This is a genomic window from Desulfonatronospira sp. MSAO_Bac3 (genome assembly GCF_003838035.1).
GTDB lineage: Bacteria > Desulfobacterota > Desulfovibrionia > Desulfovibrionales > Desulfonatronovibrionaceae > Desulfonatronospira > Desulfonatronospira thiodismutans.
Genome location: NZ_QYZY01000217.1, coordinates 1 through 2,871, shown reverse-complemented (window position 1 = coordinate 2,871; position 2,871 = coordinate 1). Strand labels below are relative to the sequence as shown.

Annotated in this window: 2 protein-coding genes; both read left to right on the top strand. The window is 56.4% G+C overall.

The window, feature by feature from the left end; genetic code table 11:
- Positions 1-7: 7 nt before the first annotated feature.
- Positions 8-1,585 carry a hydantoinase B/oxoprolinase family protein gene (locus tag D5S03_RS07445; RefSeq protein WP_287043273.1) on the top strand — a complete coding sequence of 526 codons (1,578 nt, stop codon included), beginning with the start codon at positions 8-10 and terminating at the stop codon, positions 1,583-1,585.
- Positions 1,586-1,636: 51 nt separating this feature from the next.
- Positions 1,637-2,761, top strand: a complete 1,125-nt coding sequence (locus D5S03_RS07440; RefSeq protein WP_287043272.1) for an Sfum_1244 family protein — start codon at positions 1,637-1,639, stop codon at positions 2,759-2,761.
- Positions 2,762-2,871: the final 110 nt, after the last annotated feature.

Here is a 2,871-nt window from a genome sequence, read left to right as displayed (position 1 = left end):
TATTACCATGACCATAAACCCCATACTTCTGGAGGTCTTCAAGAACCGCTTCTCCTCCATCTGCGAGGAGATGGGCATGGTTTTGACCCGGACGGCCTTTTCCTCCAACATCAAGGAACGCCGGGATTTGTCCTGTGCGGTGTTTTCCCCGCAGGCGGAGATGATAGCCCAAGCCGCGCATATACCTGTGCATCTGGGGTCCATGCCCCTGTCCGTGCAGGCGGCAGTCCAGGATACAGAGCTGGATGTGATTCAACAAGGCGATGTGGTCATGCTAAACGACCCCTTCCAGGGTGGAACCCACCTTCCGGATATAACCCTTGTGGCTCCGGTGTTCGCCGGGGGAGACAGACCTCTTTTCTTCGTGGCCAACAGGGCGCATCACAGTGATATAGGCGGCATGTCTCCAGGCTCCATGCCCCTTTCAACCTCTCTGTATCAGGAAGGCGTGATTATCCCTCCGGTGAAGATCATGCGCCGGGGCAGGATGGAAAAACATATCCTCAGGCTGCTTTTGAAAAACGTGCGCACTCCTGGGGAACGGGAGGGAGACCTATCCGCCCAGGTCATGGCCAATTTTACCGGCATAGCCAGGCTGGAGGAAATCATTGACAGGTACGGGCCGGAACTGGTGCACAACTATGGCCAGGCCCTTATTGATTACTCGGAAAGAATGATGCAAAAGACCATTGCCTCCATACCTGACGGTACTTACCGGTTTGAGGACTTTCTGGACGATGACGGGCAGGGAGCTGCCGGGATTCCTTTAAGGCTGGAACTAAGTGTTCAGGGCAGCACCGCCGGACTGGATTTCACCGCTAGTGCGGACCAGGTCAAAGGCTCGGTGAATGCGGTCCGGGCCATCACCATGTCCTGTGTCCTGTATGTGCTTCGTTGCCTGGTCAACGAGGATATTCTGGCCAACAGCGGGTGCTTGAGGCCGGTGAAGGTGCATACAAGGCCGGGATCAGTCCTGGATGCCCTGCACCCGGGGGCGGTGGCCGGGGGCAATGTGGAGACTTCCCAGCGCATAGTGGACGTTATCCTGGGAGCCCTGTCCAGGGCGATTCCGGAAAGGATTCCTGCTGCTTCCCAGGGTACCATGAACAACGTGACCATAGGCGTAGTGGACCCCCGCTCGGGCAGGGCCTTTACCTATTACGAGACCCTGGCCGGCGGAATGGGGGCCTCCTGCAGGCATCACGGGGAAAGCGGGGTGCATTCGCACATGACCAATACCCTGAACACCCCGGTAGAGGCCCTGGAGCATACTTATCCGTTCCGGGTGCTAGCATATGGTCTGCGCACGGGCTCTGGCGGAAGGGGCAGATTCTGCGGAGGTCAGGGCATTTACAGGCATATGCAGGTGCTTGTCCCCTGCGAGGTCACGGTGCTTTCGGACAGAAGAAGGACTGGTCCTTACGGTCTTAAGGATGGCCGGCAGGGAATGCCCGGGGAAAACCGTGTCCGGCTGGATGGCCAGTGGCATTCCCGGCCGGGCAAGTTCAGAGAAGTATTAAGCACAGGTGATGAGTTGATTATCAGCACTCCGGGCGGCGGTGGGTATGGTGCTGCAGAAGACTGATTTCTCAGGATTCTTGCCCGCATCTTTACTTTATATATTCGTGCAGATAGCATGAACAGCATGCCATTAGATATTACATCTCTTAAAAATCAGGTACAACTCAACTGTCATATATCGGATGCCAATTACAGCGGTACTTTTTCCCTGTGCATGCTCCTTTTGCGCCTGCGTAACCTGTATAAATGGGAAGTGGATATGCCTCCCTGGCAGGAGCCGCATCAGGGAGATCTTCTGCAATGGGTGGAAGACCGCGAAAACATGTGGCTGGACCTGGAAGGCAGATCCCCTGAACCTTTGATGGTAGAGGGAGAGAACCTGGACAGCCTGGAACCCTCACAGGTCAATGCCCTGCTTGCAGGTTCTGACCTGCACTACGGCGCGGGTCTGGTGACCGGAATGAAGCCCAGCTATTTCCTGGGGCGCGTGGCCAGAAAACACGAAAAGGAAGGCATGACCGTATGTATTGTGGACCAGGAGCTGGCCAGGGATATTTTCAGCGTGCCCCTCATGCGCCAGGGAAACCTGATAATCGGCAGAAGACGGTCCATGGCCACTCTTCTCTGGGACGAAATTCTGGAGCTTCGGGCTTCTTCGGCCAGGGTGCTGGCCTTTGCCTTTGACTGCCACGGGATCAACCTGCACAGGCTGCGCAGGCAGCCGGGGAGTTATCAGGACGGTTTTTTAAGGGTCTGCGATGCAGAGCTGCAAACCTGGGTCTATCACGAGATAGGCGAATCCTTAGTGGATGTTTTTCCCGGGGATTTATGGCAGCGTATTGTCTCGGAGCAGGCCGGCACATTAGTGGAGTTTTTCGCGCGTACAGTGCGGGATATATTGGCTGATACCTGCCGGGGAGGTCTGCTGGATCATGTCATCAGAGAGCGCAGGAGTTCCTCCCTGGGATTTTATGCTGCTTTGACCAGGCCGCTTTCCAGGATTCTCTATCCCGAGATTGTCCCGGCTGTGCAGGATTTCATGCAAAATCCCAGGTGGGAAAAAATTGAAGAAGCGCGAACAGCCGGCTACAAGCGCGGCCGGGAGCTGGCCCTGAACCTGGTGGATGTTTATGAGCACTGCAGGCAGGAGGACCCGGAACGGGCCGGAAACCAGGTGATGGACAGAGTTATCCGTCCCCTGGGCATAGTAGATTCTCTGGAAGACGAGAACCCGGCGTAAAGTCCCGCCCCGGCCTGAACCTTCCGGGAGTAACCATTCAGGGGGTCCTCGGTGGTGATTACTGGCACAAGGCCTGGGGACTGTCCCTCGCTAAGTACCGGCTGTGCTGG